The organism is Helicobacter sp. MIT 03-1616 (assembly GCF_000765685.2).
In the GTDB taxonomy this organism is placed as follows: Bacteria; Campylobacterota; Campylobacteria; order Campylobacterales; family Helicobacteraceae; genus Helicobacter_C; species Helicobacter_C typhlonius.
Genome location: NZ_JROY02000001.1, coordinates 14934 through 31848, shown reverse-complemented (window position 1 = coordinate 31848; position 16915 = coordinate 14934). Strand labels below are relative to the sequence as shown.

The window sequence follows — 16915 nt, the reverse complement described above, 5'->3', positions numbered from 1 at the left end:
ATCTTGCTTCACACAAAAGGGGAGACAAAAATATGCAAGTGTGGGTTCGTGGCTTTACCTTTGCTTTACGTGCCTTATGTTCGCACAATATCTCTTCCTTCTCGTATTTTAGGGATTTATAGTCTCTATCGCTTGATTGATAAGCTCTTTGATACGCGATTGCTTCTCTGGCTCCAAAGAATGAAAAAGTGTTCTTGCATATTCACTACTCATTCGTTCAAGCTTATTCTCACCAATAATATCTAATGCACTTGTTTGATAAAATAAATCTTTTTGCATAGGATTTGCACCTGCTTTGAGTAATGCCTCTACTGCATTGACTAGCCCATATTTGACCGCGTCATTTAGAGGTGGATACCTTTCATCTTTGATATCTGCGCCTGATTGTATTAAAAGCACTGCGAGATTCTCCCTCTCTAACTCTAATGCTGAAGAGAGTGCATTTATGTTATCCCCCTCACGTACAAAATCTTGTGCATTGACATCACCCCCAGATTTTATAAGCAATTCTAAAAGCGGTATGCGGGCTTTATCTTCCTCTTTTGTGCGCTCTTTTTCATCTTTAATAGATAAAAGTCCTTTGCTTTCACCCTCTACAAGTGCAATAATCGGTGTAGTTCCATTATCTTGTGCGCGTAAATTTACATCTGCTCCGTGTTCAAGCAACAATTTTGAGATATGATAATAATTGTTTGTAGCCGCCTCAAGGAGTGGCGTTGTATAATATCCTATAACATTTGAATTTGCTCCAAGCTCTAATAGTATAGCTACTAACTCATCATAGCCAAATTTTGCAGCAAGAAGCAATGCACTCTGTCCTTCATACGCATATATATCTTTAGAAACTTCTTGTTCCTCTTTTAAAACTTCATCAATGTTATCACTCTGCAAAAGCTCTGCTATACACTTTATACCCACTTTGCCATTATATGTGCGCACTACCTCTACCAAACGAGGATTAGCAATACGGCTTATCTCCTGCTCACTCAAATTATTTATACTCTCATCAAAGCTTTTAGAATCTAGTGCGCCCTTGCTTTTTAAGTATTCCTCTATCTCCTCACTTGAACCAAGTGCCACGCGCAACACACTATCGCCTTTTACATTTTTCGCATTTACATTAGCCCCAGCTTCTACAAGAGTTTTAACCTTATCAAATATACAACCCTCTGCTCCACAAAAAAGCGCGTAAAATAATGCACTCTGTCCTTGCTTATCTGTAGCATTCACATCTGCACCTTGTGCAAGAAGATATTTCACCTCATCATCACTCCCATAGGCTGCAAAAAACATAAGCAAAGTCTCTCCATTAGAATCTTTAGCATTAACATCATATTTTTCTAACCACTTTTGAGGACTTTGTGAGCGCAAACTTCTTTCTTCATTGATAAAAGTTTCTTTGGATTGATTTTGTGATTCTTTGGTTTGGCTCACATTTTCTTGTTGCACTTCTTGATTTTTCTCTTGCAGGTTTTGCTTTATCTCATTTTCTTCATTACCACACCCTACAAATATACTTATCATACATAGCAATATAAGCCATTTTTTCATTCCCACTCCTTTTGCTTTGGTTGTGATTTGACTTCTTGGAATTAACAAAATATTGAATCTTGACAGATTCAATATACTTTGAGTTGAGATTCTAAGATTTAAACAATGAGCTTAGCGCGTCAATACCTACTTTTTCACTCTCTGTCGGTTTAGATTCTGTAATTTCTTGCAGCTCAATATCGCATTCGCACAGCATACTCGCTAGGCGAATATTCACGCCATTTTTGCCAATAGCCTTGCTCTTTTGGTCGGTTTTAATCTGTGCAATCGCTTTTTTGCGCTTTGTTTCGGGTGCTTTTTCGTTGTTTTGATTTTCTTTAGAATCTTGCGTGGATTCTATATTTTTATCATCTTTTTGTGGTTCCTGTATCTTTACGCTTAGAATCTGTGCTGGAGTGAGGGCTTTGGCGACAAATATTTCTAAGCTGTTGTGATATTCCACGCAGTCAATATTTTCGTTTGCAAGTTCTTTGCTCACTGCATTAATGCGTACGCCTTTCACGCCCACGCAACAGCCAATAGGATCAATCCTAGGATTATGCGAATACACTGCTACCTTTGCGCGCTCACCCGGGATTCTAGCACTCTTGTGTATCATTACCTCATTATCCTTCACCTCTGGCACTTCTAATGCTAAAAGCTCTTCCAAAAATTTAGGCGTAGTGCGGGAAAGCTCCACTTGCAGTCCATTACGATTAATACCTACAAATTTCAAAATCGCGCGAATCGTATCGCCCACCTTGAAACTCTCGCCTTTTATGCGGTTTTTTTGCGGCAAAACTGCGCGAATAGAATCAATCTCTACAAAGGTATTGCCTAGGCTATCTACGCCTACGACTTGTCCGCTCACGATTTTGCCAAGCTGGGCGCGAAAATTTTGTAAGATTTGGTCTTCAATGGAACGTTGCAAATTGTATTCAAGATTCAAAAAAAGCTTATTAATCGCCCCACGACTCATAGAATCAAGCTGTAGTTCGCAGTCTATTTCATCATTCACGCTCACATCGCCTAATTCTTTTTTCGCCACCGAGAGCGGCATCATACGCGCCTTTTGTTCCTCATTGAGTACTTCATTATCGGCACATACTTTCATACGATAGAAAAGCTTTAAAGTGCGCTCTTTGCTATCCTCCTCGACAAAATAATCATACAGGGGGTTAATCTCATCTTGTGCGATTTTTATTAGTCCGTCCTTTACGATATCGAGCACGACCTTATGTTCTAAGCCCTTTTCGTAGGCAATTAAATCAATAATATCCAAAATCTTTTCCAAAACAACACTCCTAAACTTTTAAGGATTCTCTTATTTGAGGTAGATTAAGCCCTTTTGTATCTGCAGGGCTTTATTTTAGAGGAGCAGGGATTATAATAAAATTTTGCTTAAAGTTTTACAAATATGCCTATTTTTAGCTATAATGGGCAACTTTATCACAATTAAAAAGGATAGTAAATGGAGCTTAAACTCGCAAAAAACGCGCACAAAAGCAAGGTAACCACAAAAACTACTTGCGAAGATGTGTTAAAAAAATGCACTCAAGGGATCAATATTTTTTACTTTGATAAAGAAAATTCACACAAAGATATGCAGAAAGCCTGCGCATTCTTCCAAAAAGCTGGGCATAGCACACATCTACACGAAGTGCGCTATGGGATTGATGAGGAGAGCTATATTTATGAGCTTCATATTATCTAAATTTATCTAAAGCACAATCCAAGAATATTTTATGAAGCTTTTTATCCAAACTCTAGGCTGTGCGATGAATGAGCGCGATAGTGCACATATGATTGCGGAGCTAGAACAAAAGCTGGATTACACACTCACACAAGATTCTAAAGAAGCGGATTTAATCCTCATCAATACCTGCTCGGTGCGCGAAAAGCCGGAAAAAAAGCTATTTTCGGAGATTGGCGCGTTTGCAAAGACAAAAAAGAAAGGTGCAAAAATCGGTATATGTGGCTGCACGGCGAGTCATTTGGGAGAGGAGATTATTAAAAAAGCACCGAGTGTGGATTTTGTGCTTGGGGCGCGTAATGTGTCTAAAATTACGCAGGTGCTTGATACGCCAAAAGCTGTTGAGGTGGATATTGATTACGATGATTCAGCCTATGTCTTTGCCTCGCCGCAAAATATGGGTATCAAAGCCCAGCTTAACATCTCTATTGGCTGTGATAAAAAGTGTAGCTATTGTATCGTGCCTTTCACGCGTGGCAAGGAGGTTTCTATACCCACGCATTTGCTTATGCAGGAGGCGCAAAAGCTCGTGCAAAATGGCACGAAAGAATTGCTCCTTTTGGGGCAGAATGTCAATCACTATGGCGTGAGATTTTCTACCCCGCACCCTAAGACAAACTTCACGCAGCTTTTGCGTAATTTGGGCGAGATTGAAGGATTATATAGAATCCGCTTTACTTCCCCGCACCCGCTGCATATGGACGATGAATTTTTAGAGGAATTTGCCTCTAATCCAAAAATCGCCAAAGGCATACATATCCCGCTACAAAGTGGCTCGAGCGAGATTCTCAAAATGATGAAACGCGGCTATGATAAGCAGTGGTATCTTAATAGGATTGCTAAGCTTAAATCCCTGCTGCCTAATGTAGGCATTGGCACGGATATTATCGTGGGATTTCCTACTGAATCCGAGCAGGATTTTGAAGATACGCTTGATGTGCTTCGTATTGTGGAGTTTGACACGTTGTATAGCTTTGTGTATTCGCCGCGTCCGCACACGAGCGCATATGAATATGATAAAAGTTTGCTTGTGCCGCAAGAAGTCGCTAAAGAGCGTTTAGCGAGATTGCAGAATCTGCATAAGGAGATTCTAGGCAAAAAGGCGATAAAAGAGATTGGCGCACTCCACGAGGTGCTTGTTGAAAATCACCGCGATAATGAGGGACAAATATGGAGCGAAGGGCGAAGTAGCAATAATAAACTCATTAAGATTCTAGGCAGGAAATGTGAGATTGGCTCTATTGTGCAAGTGAAAGTTACACAAAGTGAGGGTGGTGCGCTTATGGGAGAATTTATAAAAGAGCTATCCTTGCAAGAAGCATTGCATCTAAATAGCGCAACAATGCTTAACGCGCACAATTTTAAAGCATACATAAAAGCCCCCATAACAAGCACACAATCTCATACATTATATGAGGATTCAAATCTTACGCAAAAAAGCGCAAAAGAAGAGGGTAGCAATGCTAACTAGAGAGCAAAAACGGCGCATTATGGGGGTGGTAGCTCCTCCGCTTATTTACGGCTTTTTGCGTTTTTTGTATTTCTTTACTCGCCATAGATTTCACCTCAACGAATACAGCAAAACGCATAATTTCATCGGTGCATTTTGGCACGGCGAACTCCTAATGCTGCCCTTTTTGTATAATCATTTTCAAACACAAGTAAGCAAGGAGCGCGATAAGGGTTTTTATATACTCCAATCCGATCATTTTGACGCTCAATTAATGGTTGATGTATGTACGATGTTTGGGCTAAAGAATCTGCGTGGCTCCACCTCTAAGGACGGTTTGAAGGCATTAATAGAATCTTTTAAGCTTTTAAGGGAGGGCTATGATGTCTCGCTTTCCCCCGATGGTCCAAAAGGACCTTATCACTCTATAAGTAATGGCGTGGTGGCGATGAGTCAAAAAACAGGGAAGCCCATCATACCTCTGCGCGTCGTATATAGCCGATATTGGGAATTTAAAAGCTGGGATAAATTCCGCATTCCTAAGCCATTTTCGCGCATAGATTATTATATGCTTGATGAATTTGTCATTAACAAAGATATGAATCTTGATGAAGCAAAAGAGCTAGTGCGCAAAGCTTTAGAAAAGGAACTCTAAGTGCTTATAGATTCACAAATATGTTTTTGCTCATAATGATTTAACATAAAGTGAGGGCTAGGAGTTGCTAAAATTTTTGCTTCGTCCATTTTTTTCTACGATTCTAATTGGTGTGAATCTTGACGCCAAAGTGTGCTCACTAAAAATCGTGGTGATAAAAAGTAATCACGTAAAAAATAGCATTACAAAAGAATTTAAAATTGTGGATAAAGAGCTACCAATGGAGGCAGCAAAACTCATTAAAGACTATAAGCGCAAATACCCCTTTACCTATTTAAGTGCGATGAGTAAGACCTATAATCAGGGTTTGGCAAATTGCTCGAAAAAGGGCGATTTGATTAAATTTGGTATTAATACAAAAACTTCACATATCATAGAAATGCCAAATCAGTGGCTTTTTTATATCCAAAATCTCGCCATAGATGAAAATCGTGTGAAGTTTATCCGTGCTTTGGGCTTAGATTATCTCTTTTCTCCATTTGTGATTGTGTATGAAAATATCAAAAAAAAGCTAGATTCTCAAATAAAGCTTTATGTATTACAGGAGCGTGGTAGTATGACGCTTCTTGTGGCGAATCAAAAGAACGTGTATTTTGGTGGTTTTTTTATGGTGGGAGGAGAGCTAGAGCAGAGTGATGATGACAAAAGCTCAATGAAAGAAGTGCATTCATTGCAGGAGTTGAGCGATTTAGATTCTATACTCGGCTCACTTGATGAACTCAATGAAATTGGCGAATTAGAGGATTTGGACGAGGATCTTATCCGCAAGGAATTTGCACCTGATGAGGTAGATTCGCAAGAGCAACAACAGGCTGAAATATCGCGCTTAGAGGGTTTGAAAGACTTGGCTCGTGCCTCAAATGCAGTGGAGATTCTTAAAAATTCTATTAATGAATTTTATAGCAATCCAATTTACAATGCGCAGTTTATCGAATCTATAGTGATACTTGATAGTTATGGTATGACAGAACAAGCCCAAACGCATATACGCAACGCATTGATGATTGACTTAGAAGTGCGTGAGATAAATATCCCAGATGCACTCATTGAACTTGCAAAAGCAGAATTAAAAAGGGATTAGCGATGAGTTATAGTTTTATACGACCAAAACCAAAGAGTATTTTCAAACGTTACACAAAGATTTGGTGTTTTTATACCATATTAGCAGTTTTGAGCATTCTTGCTTTTGCAAAAGTGCTAGAGTTGCAAGGTGTGGCTAAAATCAACGAACAAACAAAAATACAAGAGGATATACAGCACACGAAGCTTAAGGCGATTGTGGTAAAAGATTATATTGAGCGACTTGATTATGAAGTGAATCTTGGTAAGGAGATCCAAATGCAAAATCAACTCCTTAAAGATGGCTTGTCAAATCTGCTCGGGCTCATACCAGACCAAATAGTCGTAAAAAGCATAGAGCTTGATTATAATACACTTGCTATGCGTGGCTTGACGCCTTCAAAAGAGGTATATAAATTCCTTTTAGAAGCACCTTTGCGCGCGGTTTTCACACAAACAAAAGTAGAATTTTTCCCATTAATGAGTGGGTGGTTTAACTTTGTATCTGTAAGCAAGACAAATCCTACACTCAAGCCATTGAAGCTAGAACAAAAGGAGTCTAACGATGGGTAGTGATTTTCGTATAGACTACGCCCTTAAGAATTTCGTATGGTTTTTGGTATTTAGTGCGATCTGCACATTTTGTATTATGAGTTTTCTTATGCCGCAAATCACAGAATACAAAAAACAAGCCCTAGAGAGCAGGAGAGCGCGTATAACCTTTAATCAAATCAACAAGGATTATCTTGCCATAGAGGCGCAGTTAAGGACATTTTCTATCCAAAATCATAAGCTTTTGGCAAGTCTTAAGAACAAAAATGATGAGGCAAAGCTACTTGAACTTCTTCAAACACAATTTAGCGCAGTCGAGTTAAAAAAGCTAAGTAGCACCAAAGAACAGGAAATTATCGATACACGCTATCAGATTGTTGGATACGCAGTAGATTCACAAAGTATAGAGGATTTTATAGAATGGGCAAATTCTATGCCATATTTTGTAAAAGTGGAGCTTCCTATTAAGATGGAATTTGACGAGAAAAGCAAACATCTTTATTTTGTGATGGTTTTGAGTCTCAAATATTCTGATTACGCGGAGCACCCAATTATCACTGATAATAAATTGCGCTTTGATGACTTTAAGCCCTAAGATTTTATATGTTTAAGCATTTTTCAGTCTTAAAAGATGAATTAGTAAGTGGGCTGCAGTGGCAAGGCGGTGTGCTATTTGACTGCACTTTGGGCTATGGCGGACATAGTCTTGCTTTTTTAGAATCTTCCCAGCAAACAGAAGTATATGCTTTTGATAGAGATAGCTCTGCTATTGCCCTAGCACAAGAGAGATTGCAGATATATGCTTCAAGCATACATTTCCATCACTGCACTTTTTCTTCCGCGCTAGATTCTGTAAATAGGGCAGTTTTGCCTCTGTGTAGGGGGATTATTGCGGATATTGGCGTAAGTTCTATGCAGCTTGATGATGAGCATCGAGGCTTTAGCTTCAACGCGCAGTCTTTAGATATGCGTATGGATATGGAGAGTGAGCTTAGCGCGCAAAAGGTTCTAAATTCCTACTCCCCAACGCATTTAGAGGAGATTTTTAGAATCTATGGTGAAGTGCGCCAGAGCAAAAAGCTTACACATCTTATCGTAGAAGCGAGGGGTAAAAAGCCCTTTAGCTCTTGTGCGGAGCTAAGTGCGCTCATTGAGGGGTATTTTCCACGCATAGGTGGGCTGCACCCGGCGACCTTAGCCTTTCAGGCATTGCGTATTGAAGTTAATGATGAGCTAAATGAGCTACATTCCTTGCTTTCAAGTATAGAATCTGCTGCGCGAGCAGGGGAGATTCAAAACTGCAAGGTAGGCATTATCTCCTTTCATTCGCTAGAAGATAGAATCATTAAACAATATTTTAAGCAATGGGGCAAATCCTGTATCTGCCCGAGCGAAAATTATAAATGCGAATGTGGGAATAATCACGCGTTAGGGGAGATTCTTACCAAAAAGCCAATAATCCCCTCACAGCAAGAAATCGCGCAAAATAGGCGTTCGCGTAGCGCGAAATTACGCATTTTTGCGATAAAATAGGGCAAGAATTTTAGGAGAGAAAATGAGTGAAGAATACCCTTTGCAAGACATTATTTTACCTAAATTGCGCACTAATCAATGGGGTGAGTGGCACACAAAGGCAAATGAGAGAATGAGCCTTGCAAAAGAACACGAGCGTGTGAATGAGTGGGAAAAGGACGCACTTTTAGAATCTTTAGAAGAACAAGAGGTAAAAAAGCCAAGTTTAGGGTTTAAAGAGCTTAGAAACGGGCTTTTAATCGTGCTTTTTGTGCTGTTTTTTTGTGTGCCAAAAATCTACCTGACAAACAATATTTATTACTTAAGTAAGGATATTATCAATTTGCAAACCCAATATGATATATTGCTCGATGAAAATAAACGTCTCAAACACGAGCTAGAGGGTATGCGATATGAGTTTTTGATGGGTAGATAAGTGTGTTTATATTTGCTGTGTTGAGAAGTCATATTAAATAAAAACTACGAGTAAAACTTGCTTCAAAGTGTTTCATTATAGATTTTAATTTTATCTAAAATATCTTTTGTTGTCTTTGGTGAGCCTTGATATAAATGATCAGCATCGCCAAAATCGCTATCGGGTAAAGCCCATATTTTATTGAGTGATATGATATGATATGATATGTATCTTGCATAGTGTTTAAAAAGGCATTGTAATCATTCATAAATTTTTCGTTAAGATGATTAAAAGAGCTTTGGTTAAAGGGCATTTGGTAGTGAAAAATTTGTATATTGTTAGCTTTGGCTAATTCGGCAATTTTATATAGATACAAGCTTATAAGAGGATTTGGCATAAAGTCTTTATGGCTTACTTCCCAATTATGGCTACTTGTGCCTAAATTTTTCCCATAGAAAAAATGTCCTCCATTTTGCTCTAAATTTTGCATAGTTTTTAGATTGACTTTATAGCGACTGCGCCCTTTAATGAGTTCATTAAAAGCATTAAATATTTCAGCATTAAAATTATTAATATTTATTTTATATGCGAAAAAATCAAGTATTTCACATTTTTCTAAAGTTTTGCATTCATTTAATGTTTTAGCATTTCTAGCAACTTCTTTAAAATCATCAATATCTAAAAAATCAAACTTAATAGCCCTTTCCCAAAAAGTGCCTATATGGCTATAATGTAGCGATACATATGATAAGATAATAATCTTTGGGGCTTTGTTGTGTGATAGATAGCGTTTGAGGGTATAGTATCCCACAATAGGTGTTGTCCCACCAATAGCGAGATTAATTTGAGTATTATCTTGTGGTATAAAACCAGCTTTTGCACGAGAATCCCCAATTATGAGAATATCGGCATTATGTGATGACAAAGTCTTATTTTGCACATCTTTGTAGGTTGGATACTTGATATTCATATAAGTCATTTTGCCAAAATGTAGAAAGATATAAAGTATTGGGCAGATGATTAAAGGTAAAATTATCATTAAGAAAGATTGAATTTTATAATGCTTCATTGTTTTAATCCTAAAAATTAAAATACAAAAATTCATTTGCGCGTTCAGCAAAGGTCATCGTAAGAAGGCTCATAGTAAATAAAAATATAGCAAACAGGCATTTTAAATTTGCATTTTTGTCATAATTTTGCATATATTTTATGGCATTCCCCACCCCCAAACACACCACAAACGCTAATATGATATAAATTAAAGTATCATTCCTCCCTCCTATATGCTCTAAGAGTGCAGGCATACGATGTGCCTTTAGAGGCAATTCGACCCAAGTAATCCCAAACATTCCTTTAAGTAGATTGATTGCTCCACTTACATTCTCACTTCTAAAAAATATCCAAGTGATATTTAAGAAATTAAAGGTAAGAATCCAACAAAGGATTTTATAGATTTTACTCCGCAAAAGCTTTTCTTTTGAAGTTGGAATCTCTCTAGTATAAGCCCATAGATTCTATGCACACACATTGCACTTCCGTGTAATACTCCCCATATGACAAATCCCCACCCTGCTCCGTGCCATATACCACTTAAAAAGGCTACAATAAAAAGATTTCTAAGCGTAAGAAGCTTGTTTATAAAATCATAATGTTTAGAGGAGTGATACTTTGTATTTTTATTCCCTCCTAAAGGAATATAGACATATTCTTTTAGGAATCTCCCTAAAGTCATATGCCATCTTCTCCAAAATGCACTAATGTTTAAAGACTTATAAGGAGAGTTAAAATTTATAGGTAGCATTATCCCAAAGAGTAATCCTAATCCTATTGCCATATCACAATATCCACTAAAATCAAAGTAGAGTTGAAAGGTATAAGAGAGTGAAGTAGCCCAAGATTCAAAGATATTTAGTCCTCCTCCACTCTCTACAACACTAAATCCAGCAATTTGCCCATTTAGCAAAAGAATCTGCAATAAAGACTTTTTTAAATAATCCAATGGAGAATATAAAGATTCCCTTAGCCATATGCTCCCAATGAATAAGAGCGCGCGTATTTTTTAAAGCAGCAAATTGAGGCATCATCTCTTTATGATGCACAATAGGACCAGCAATGAGTTGAGGAAAGAAAGAGATAAAGAGAGCATAATCAATAAAGTGAATAGTATGTGAGTTATTCTTATGTGCTTGAGTATATGAATCTTGTTTGATGTTAGAGTCTTGTTCTCCTTGCTTTTGCATATCACTTATATCTATTCTCTTATAACAATCTATCAAAAAAGCAATTTGTTGAAAGGTTACAAAAGAGAGTGCAAGAGGTAAAAGAATATGAGGTAAGGGAATATTTAAATCAAAATTTAAGAGATTGGAAAGGAGATTAAAATTTTCTAAGAAAAAGTCAGTGTATTTAAAAAATCCTAATACAGAGAGATTAAAGATAATGCCAAGGAGGAGGAAAGGTTTAGCATTGTTGGATTGAGATTGAGTGCATTTATATGTGTAAGGCAAATTTTGGCTATGAGATTGAATGTTTAGAGGAGATTCATGATATTGCCTATATTGCATATGAGATTTGCATTTATCGTATGCAATATGAGGATTGATATTGTTATAAACATTTGCTTGATTTATTTCATTATATTGATTTTCTCTCCTTTTACATTCACTTTCGCTCTTATATACATCTTTCCTTTGTATATCCCCCCCCCCCGTTAGCAAGAATCAAACGAGCGAGGTAGAAATTCACAAGCACAGAAGCAATAAGAATAAATACATATTCAACCTTAAAATATCCATAGAAAAACAAACTTGCGCCGATGAGAAAGACTTTAGCCAGAGTGTATTGCTTCATTGCTTGGAGTGTATAAAATCCCAAAAGAGCAAGAGGCAAGAAAGCAAATATAAAGATAAAGGAGCTAAAGAGCATTAAGATTCCTTGTAACTTAAGGGTTGAACTTTCACATCAAATATATATAAAAATAAAAAATGTGTCAAATATATGAAGTAAATTAATGGGGAATCTTTAAGGCTGTATTGTGGATAGAAAAATTAAAAAAATTATGAAAAGTTGTGGTAGGAAGTTGGCTTTTAAAATCCTAAATAAGCAACTTTTAAGCGTGTTTTTACAGAAATATTGAATAATACATTTTATTTTAGCGTGAGGAGCGGAGATGATTTATCAAGGAATGTATCAAGATTCTATCAACACAATTTGTATCGCATTTTCTTACATTTTTGCTGTAATGGAGACAAGATTTAGCATTTTATGCAACTCGCACACTCGGCTAGATTCTCAAAAATTTATAGAATCTCAAGGTGGTTAAATGATGATATTTTTCCTCTTTGCCCTCACTATGTTTTTTATCTATTGGCGTCCTTTTAATTTGCCCTTGTGGGTCTTTAGCACACTTGGGGCATTGGCTGCTTTTGTGCTAGGGCTTGTGAGTGTAGAAGATATGTTGCGTGTGTGGGCAATGGTAGAGGAGAGCACACTCACACTCGTGGGGCTTATTTTACTCACTCTTGCGCTTGAAAAAATTGGCTTTTTCACCTATCTTTCCTCGCTCATTATAGGAATCTTGGCACAAAAAGAACCTAAAAAAGAGCAAATGCAAAATGCGCTCAATCATCTCAATACACAAATACAAAATGAAAGTGCGCAGATTCTTAATGCCTCACATATAAACACGCAAAATCTCACCTCGCAAAACAAAGCACAAATTTTGCAGAATCTAAATCCGCACATTCATTCACACACCACAAATACACCAAAGATTCTCAAAGTCTCTACTGCAAAATTCTATATTTTTCTCATTCTTTTTAGCACATTTTTAAGTGCATTTTTTGCCAACGATGGCGCAATTCTTATTTTAACACCCTTAGTTCTCGCGCTTTTTTCTGCCTCGCATTTGTATCAAGGCGAGCATTCTTTGAATTGTGCCTCATTTTTTACACCGCTTATTTTCTTTTTGCTCCTTGTGAGTTTTGTGAGCGATTTTGCCTCTAATATTTTTGTTATCTCCAATCTCACAAACATCATCACAGCGCAATTTTTTGGCTTAGAATCTACGCACTTTACTTGGCTTATGCTTTTACCCCAAATATTTGTGATAATGGGGGCTTTGTCGTTTTGGTTTGTGCTTAAAAGATTCTTGCCTAAAATGCTTCATTTTGCGCCCACCAAAAGCACATTTTCGTGCGGCAGCATACTTTTTTGTTTTAGTCTCTTATTGGTGCTTTTGTTTGGTATTTTTTACGCACATAAACTTCATTTGCCCCTTTATTTCTTTACATTTATTTGTGCTTTTTTAGCTATTGTTTATGGAAAAATCTTAAGAAAAATGCAGTTTTTTGCAAGTCTCAAAGACGCTCCATTTGGCATCGTGTTTTTCTCGCTTGGGCTTTTTATCGTTGTGTATGGGCTCAAAAATGGCGGAATCTTAAGCTTTCTCACAGAAGCCCTCCCTCTTTTTGCCTCTTTTTCTAAGCAGGTGCAGATTCTATGTTTGGGGTTTGCAAGTAGCATAGGTAGTAGTGTGATGAATAATTTGCCTATGGTAATGCTCGGCAATCTTGCCCTTGCTGATTTGAGGATGCAATTAGAAACTTTTAACGCCCTTATTTTTGCACATTTGCTCGGTTGCAATATCGGCGCAAAGCTCACGCCCATTGGCTCACTTGCCACACTTTTATGGCTCTCTCGATTAAAAGCGTATGGAATCCAACTAGGTTTCTTGCGCTATATGGTGGCGGCATTTCTCATCACTTTGCCCCTTTTGCTTTTGGGGCTTTGTGGCTTGATTTGTTGGGAGTATTTCGCATAAGGTATTACAGAATCTTCGCACAAGATTCAAGCCCTAGTGCTAGTGAAATATAAGTGGGATATAAACTATCTCACCCCTGCAAATCGCTTAGGCTTATCTGTGAAATATTCTTCATTTTGTAGTTTCAACACATTGCTTTTTCTAGCTCTAATAACCACATCTTGCGATTTAGCCCCTCCCAGCATAGCCTGTGAGACTTTTATCGCTTCCTATCACTTGGGTGGCAAGGAATAATGAGGGAGATAGGATTATGCCCTGCATTGCCAACAGCTTGTGCCGACATCTTAGAAATGCCCCTTTGGCGTGCGATTTGCTCTGTAATCTCTTTGTAAGTCTTTGTCTCTCCAAAGGGAATCTTAAGCAAAATTTTCCACACATTTTTGCGGAAATCGCTGCCTTGCAGTAATAAAGGCGGGGTAAAGGGCGGATTCTTCGCAGCAAAATACATTTCTAGCCATTGCTTTGTTGCTTGAAAACAGGCAATTCTTTTTGTTGTGCTTCTTGAATGGGGGCAATGTATTTTTGTCCTTCAAACCACAAGCCAAAGAGAGATTTTCTATCACTCGCCCCTATCATTGTGCCTAGTGGAATGTTATAATATTTTGTGTAAGTCATATCTAAACCTTGTAACAAAGATTTATATATTTGTGATGTTATAAAGCGTAAAAATTCTTACTACAAAATACAAGATTCAAAAGATAAGGGTGCGTTATTCTTTTTGTTTTGAATCTGTCTTTTGATTTTTGTTTTTTACCATTCTGCGCAGAGAGACAAAAAACTTCATCCACTCATCAAGCTCCATAAGCGGATGTCCGCCCCATTTGGTTTTGGGAGGAAGATTCTTACCTACTGCGCCTCTACCAGCCACCTGCACGAAGTCGCCGATATGTATATGCCCTCCTGTGCCTGCCTGCCCACCCATAACGACATTTCTACCTGTGGTTGTAGAACCAGCCAATCCTACTTGCGATACAAGAATGCTATGTTCGCCAACTATGCAGTTATGCCCGATTTGCACGAGATTATCGATTTTTGCACCTTTTTTGATAAGTGTCTCGCCAAAAACCGCCCTATCAATCGTGTTGTTTGCCCCAATTTCCACATCATCTTCTATCACAACGCGCCCGTTATGTTCGATTTTGATATGTTTGCCATCATTTGTATGTGCGTAGCCAAAGCCATCGCAGCCTATCACACTTCCGGCGTGGATTCGCACACGATTGCCAATGAGTGTATCGCGATAGATAACGACATTTGGATAGATGATACAATTCTCCCCAATGCTGACATTCTCGCCTATAACAACATTTGGATAGATGATGCAATTCTCCCCAATGCTGACATTCTCGCCTATAACGACATTCTCGCCTATTTGTGCGTTTGTAGCGCGTGGCTCGCGGTGAGTGAGCGAGAAGCCATCTTGGCTAAAAAGCTGTGAGAGTAGGGCAAAAGCAAGATGAGGATTCTCAACAATAAGGGGTTGTATGTGAGAAGGGACTTTGTCGGCTAGACTTGCGCGGATAAGCACTGCTCCGGCTTTAGAATCTGCAAGAGACACAATGTATTTGTCTTGGTCTATATAGCTTACTTGCGTGGGGGTGGCGGATTCTAAAGGGGCGATACCGCTTAGCTCGAAGTCGTGTGTAATGGCATTTTGCAGGGCGATATAGTCTTTAAAAGCGTGAGAAATGGCGGTGGAGAGTAGCATAGGATACCTTTAGAGTGAGATACGCGCTCATATGAACGGCGCAATGATAGCATATTTATTTGTGGGATAGATTTTGAAATGATAGAGTGTAGGAAAAATGGCACAAAATTGCTTGTTTTTTGTATATTTATGTGGAGTAATTGGAGCAGATTCTTAATAGAATCTGCTACCTTAAAAGTGCTTCCCAAGTGAGATTCCATTTATAGAATCTCGCCCAAGAAATGAGAAAGTAGAAAAAAGAGGCGATTATGACTTCGCATCTTCTACGATGTTGATAATCGTATTTGCCACGCGGCGCGCGGTTTTATCCAAAAATTCTGCAGGAGAAGTAAAGCCCACGCAAGAGCAGTTAATCTCACCCAAAACATACTTATCCTTACCATTTGCATCAGTATCAAGGATAAAGTCTGCTGTCCAAATCAAAGGCAAGTCATAGTTGCCAAGTTTAGTTTTAATCTCTGGGAGATTTGAAAGGAAGTAATCCACTAAGGTGCTCCATTGCTCTGGTTTGTCATAGCGATATTTCGCACCGCTAAAGAGTGTCGCAGAGAACGCGTCCGCGCCTTCAGCTGGTTTTTTATGCACGACATAAATAGGGTCTTTGTAAAGCATAAGGATTCTAATCTCACCTTCTTTAATACGAGGCAAGAATGTCATATCTACGAGCATACCATTATCGCCCTTGAGGTATTTCTCACAAAAATCCATAAACTCGCCAAGCTTATGCTCTTCTACGTGATTATCCACCGCTTCTGTGCAGCGGATAATCGTATCAAGTGGCAATTCGCTCACTTTACCATAGCTACCATCTTTAATCTGCACACGCCAAATCCCCTCACCTGTTGAACCACGATTTTGTTTCAAAACGCGCTCACCTTTTGCAAGTGTTTTAGGGAAATTCTTTTTGAAGTCGTGCTCGCCACCTGCTTCCCATTTCACGCCAATTCTTGCCGCTTCACTTGGGTCATAATACGCCAAAGTGTCTGTTGGCACAAGCTCTGTATTGCGGAGTTTTGTCAAAGCATCTTTCGCACCATAGCCAATCATCGCATCAGGGTGAGGCATACCAATCACGCCATTAGCACAAAGTTCGCGCAACACATCAAAATAGAGTTTCTCCTCTTTGAGATTCCCCGGATTTACGCGTGAAACATACGCATCAGCGGACTTTTTCACATATTCATAGATTTCATTCTTTTTTGCCTCATCTTTTAGAATCTCATCTGTGAAAAACACGACTTCTGCATTCCAGCCAAGCTTTTTGAGATAATCCATCATTGGCACAGTGTCTTTTCTGTGTCCATCTCTGCCTTTGTCGCTACCGCCTACTGCCTCAAAAAACACAACATGTTTTTTCATAAGTCCTCCTTGTGAAAATTTAAAAACACAACATATTACTTTAAACTTTCATAAGATTCGCTCAATTTTTTAATTCTTATATAATTTTTACATTGCTTAG

The 16915-nt window shown here is 38.3% G+C and carries 20 protein-coding genes and 1 pseudogene; 10 read left to right on the top strand and 11 right to left on the bottom strand.

Translation table 11 applies throughout. The features are described 5' to 3' along the window. Window positions 1-108 precede the first annotated feature (108 nt). Both LS67_RS00155 and nusA read right to left on the bottom strand, forming a co-directional pair. Complete coding sequence (locus tag LS67_RS00155) at window positions 109-1551, bottom strand: ankyrin repeat domain-containing protein (RefSeq protein ID WP_034327491.1); 1443 nt, start codon at window positions 1549-1551, stop codon at window positions 109-111. A 91-nt stretch (window positions 1552-1642) separates the two neighbouring features. Further along, window positions 1643-2824: a transcription termination factor NusA gene (gene nusA, locus LS67_RS00150; protein ID WP_034327493.1), complete on the bottom strand. Its 1182-nt coding sequence runs from the start codon at window positions 2822-2824 to the stop codon at window positions 1643-1645. Window positions 2825-3001: 177 nt separating this feature from the next. Between nusA and LS67_RS00145 the strand changes: the two genes are divergently transcribed. From LS67_RS00145 to LS67_RS00110, 8 genes are all read left to right on the top strand, one after another. Next, window positions 3002-3244, top strand: coding sequence for an HP0268 family nuclease (locus tag LS67_RS00145; protein ID WP_034327495.1), 243 nt, complete (start codon window positions 3002-3004; stop codon window positions 3242-3244). Window positions 3245-3275: 31 nt separating this feature from the next. Further along, a complete protein-coding gene (gene miaB / locus LS67_RS00140) occupies window positions 3276-4754 on the top strand; it encodes a tRNA (N6-isopentenyl adenosine(37)-C2)-methylthiotransferase MiaB (protein ID WP_081953933.1) in 1479 nt (492 codons plus the stop codon). After that, window positions 4744-5388: a lysophospholipid acyltransferase family protein gene (locus tag LS67_RS00135; protein WP_034327497.1), complete on the top strand. Its 645-nt coding sequence runs from the start codon at window positions 4744-4746 to the stop codon at window positions 5386-5388. The genes miaB and LS67_RS00135 overlap by 11 nt, the downstream gene beginning before the upstream one ends. 64 nt (window positions 5389-5452) lie before the next feature. Continuing rightward, complete coding sequence (locus LS67_RS00130) at window positions 5453-6469, top strand: hypothetical protein (RefSeq protein ID WP_034327499.1); 1017 nt, start codon at window positions 5453-5455, stop codon at window positions 6467-6469. A gap of 2 nt (window positions 6470-6471) precedes the next feature. After that, window positions 6472-7020 (top strand): hypothetical protein, encoded by a 549-nt coding sequence (locus LS67_RS00125; RefSeq protein WP_034327501.1) that lies wholly within the window; start codon window positions 6472-6474, stop codon window positions 7018-7020. Beyond that, window positions 7013-7594, top strand: a complete 582-nt coding sequence (locus tag LS67_RS00120) for a hypothetical protein (RefSeq protein WP_034327503.1) — start codon at window positions 7013-7015, stop codon at window positions 7592-7594. Before LS67_RS00125 ends, LS67_RS00120 begins: the two co-directional genes overlap by 8 nt. Window positions 7595-7602: 8 nt before the next feature. Further along, window positions 7603-8532 (top strand): 16S rRNA (cytosine(1402)-N(4))-methyltransferase RsmH, encoded by a 930-nt coding sequence (gene rsmH, locus LS67_RS00115; RefSeq protein ID WP_034327505.1) that lies wholly within the window; start codon window positions 7603-7605, stop codon window positions 8530-8532. Window positions 8533-8554: 22 nt separating this feature from the next. Next, window positions 8555-8947 carry a hypothetical protein gene (locus LS67_RS00110; RefSeq protein WP_052082171.1) on the top strand — a complete coding sequence of 131 codons (393 nt, stop codon included), beginning with the start codon at window positions 8555-8557 and terminating at the stop codon, window positions 8945-8947. A gap of 94 nt (window positions 8948-9041) precedes the next feature. On the opposite strand, the gene LS67_RS00105 is transcribed toward LS67_RS00110, so the two are convergent. The 4 genes and pseudogenes from LS67_RS00105 to LS67_RS00095 all read right to left on the bottom strand — a co-directional run bounded on the left by LS67_RS00105 (window position 9042) and on the right by LS67_RS00095 (window position 11851). Further along, window positions 9042-9896: a hypothetical protein gene (locus tag LS67_RS00105; RefSeq protein ID WP_138109501.1), complete on the bottom strand. Its 855-nt coding sequence runs from the start codon at window positions 9894-9896 to the stop codon at window positions 9042-9044. 109 nt (window positions 9897-10005) lie between these two features. Beyond that, window positions 10006-10230: a hypothetical protein gene (locus LS67_RS09820; RefSeq protein ID WP_236096310.1), complete on the bottom strand. Its 225-nt coding sequence runs from the start codon at window positions 10228-10230 to the stop codon at window positions 10006-10008. 182 nt (window positions 10231-10412) lie between these two features. After that, window positions 10413-11316 (bottom strand): annotated as a pseudogene (locus tag LS67_RS10220) (MBOAT family O-acyltransferase); the annotation flags it as partial. A 283-nt stretch (window positions 11317-11599) separates the two neighbouring features. Then, window positions 11600-11851, bottom strand: coding sequence for a hypothetical protein (locus tag LS67_RS00095; RefSeq protein ID WP_236096309.1), 252 nt, complete (start codon window positions 11849-11851; stop codon window positions 11600-11602). Between the two features lie 244 nt (window positions 11852-12095). Between LS67_RS00095 and LS67_RS09525 the strand changes: the two genes are divergently transcribed. Both LS67_RS09525 and LS67_RS00090 read left to right on the top strand, forming a co-directional pair. Then, entirely contained in the window at window positions 12096-12248 is a 153-nt protein-coding gene (locus LS67_RS09525) for a hypothetical protein (protein WP_156407291.1), read from the top strand. Further along, window positions 12249-13748: an ArsB/NhaD family transporter gene (locus LS67_RS00090; RefSeq protein WP_052082214.1), complete on the top strand. Its 1500-nt coding sequence runs from the start codon at window positions 12249-12251 to the stop codon at window positions 13746-13748. A 199-nt stretch (window positions 13749-13947) separates the two neighbouring features. On the opposite strand, the gene LS67_RS09770 is transcribed toward LS67_RS00090, so the two are convergent. From LS67_RS09770 to LS67_RS00070, 5 genes are all read right to left on the bottom strand, one after another. Then, a complete protein-coding gene (locus LS67_RS09770; RefSeq protein WP_197631361.1) occupies window positions 13948-14196 on the bottom strand; it encodes a methylated-DNA--[protein]-cysteine S-methyltransferase in 249 nt (82 codons plus the stop codon). 2 nt (window positions 14197-14198) lie between these two features. Next, the gene (locus LS67_RS09765; RefSeq protein ID WP_197631360.1) at window positions 14199-14363 is read right to left on the bottom strand and encodes a hypothetical protein; all 165 of its coding nucleotides are present in this window, start codon (window positions 14361-14363) and stop codon (window positions 14199-14201) included. A gap of 94 nt (window positions 14364-14457) precedes the next feature. Continuing rightward, window positions 14458-15456: a UDP-3-O-(3-hydroxymyristoyl)glucosamine N-acyltransferase gene (gene lpxD / locus LS67_RS00080; protein WP_034327616.1), complete on the bottom strand. Its 999-nt coding sequence runs from the start codon at window positions 15454-15456 to the stop codon at window positions 14458-14460. Beyond that, complete coding sequence (locus LS67_RS00075; protein ID WP_138109499.1) at window positions 15375-15656, bottom strand: hypothetical protein; 282 nt, start codon at window positions 15654-15656, stop codon at window positions 15375-15377. Before LS67_RS00075 ends, lpxD begins: the two co-directional genes overlap by 82 nt. Window positions 15657-15702: 46 nt before the next feature. After that, entirely contained in the window at window positions 15703-16815 is a 1113-nt protein-coding gene (locus tag LS67_RS00070; RefSeq protein ID WP_034327617.1) for a Cj0069 family protein, read from the bottom strand. Window positions 16816-16915 lie beyond the last annotated feature (100 nt).